This is a genomic window from Vibrio sp. OPT46 (assembly GCF_015163535.1).
In the GTDB taxonomy this organism is placed as follows: Bacteria; Pseudomonadota; Gammaproteobacteria; order Enterobacterales; family Vibrionaceae; genus Vibrio; species Vibrio alginolyticus.
Genome location: NZ_JADDYG010000351.1, coordinates 1 through 654 on the forward strand (window position 1 = coordinate 1; position 654 = coordinate 654).

Genomic DNA, 654 nt, shown 5'->3' on the forward strand with positions numbered 1-654 from the left:
CGCATCGGTTATCAGCCCTCTTCCACTGTATACAAACCACTGTCCGTGAAAAACACCTGTATATACAGTAGTAAACCCCTGTATGTCTCTCGTCCAACTTTCTACTCACCTCACATTTTTAAATTGATGTTAGACATATCAGAAATGAAAAATAAACAAATAAATTCAATCACTTAAAGTAAAATTCTTTTATTTCCTTTTCAAAAAACCGCAAATAACTTTTGAGAAACTGGTTGATCAGGTCGCCAAAACAAACTACTGTATAGACATACAGCATGTATAAAGGAACAGTAAGATGCAGTTACAAAGTCAATCTCATACATACTCTCGTTACAACGTATTGGCACAAGCAACTAAGCCCATGGCCGTTTCGGATCAGCTTCTATCTAAGCTGGCTGTTTTATCGCAGCAGAAACAATGGATTTTGTTTACAGCAGACTGCCCTCGTCCAGACTTTGAACAACTCACTGCTTCTAATATTTGCTGTAAAAACGTTATTCAAATGAAGCCCTCTCAACAGCTTTCAGAAGTCGAGATCGTGATAAAAGCCATCCGATCAGGCAATGCCAGTGCTGTTGTCGCATCCAATAAAATTGCACTTATGAATCAATCTATGTTGCGCGACATGGCGCAGCGCTATCAGTGTGAAGTCTT

1 protein-coding gene is annotated in these 654 nt (G+C 39.1%); it reads left to right on the forward strand.

Features of this window, described 5'->3' with window-relative positions; genetic code table 11:
* Positions 1 to 295 precede the first annotated feature (295 nt).
* Positions 296 to 654: SulA-like leucine-rich domain-containing protein (locus tag IQR33_RS15795; RefSeq protein ID WP_193843843.1), on the forward strand; the 359-nt coding region annotated here is incomplete at its 3' end.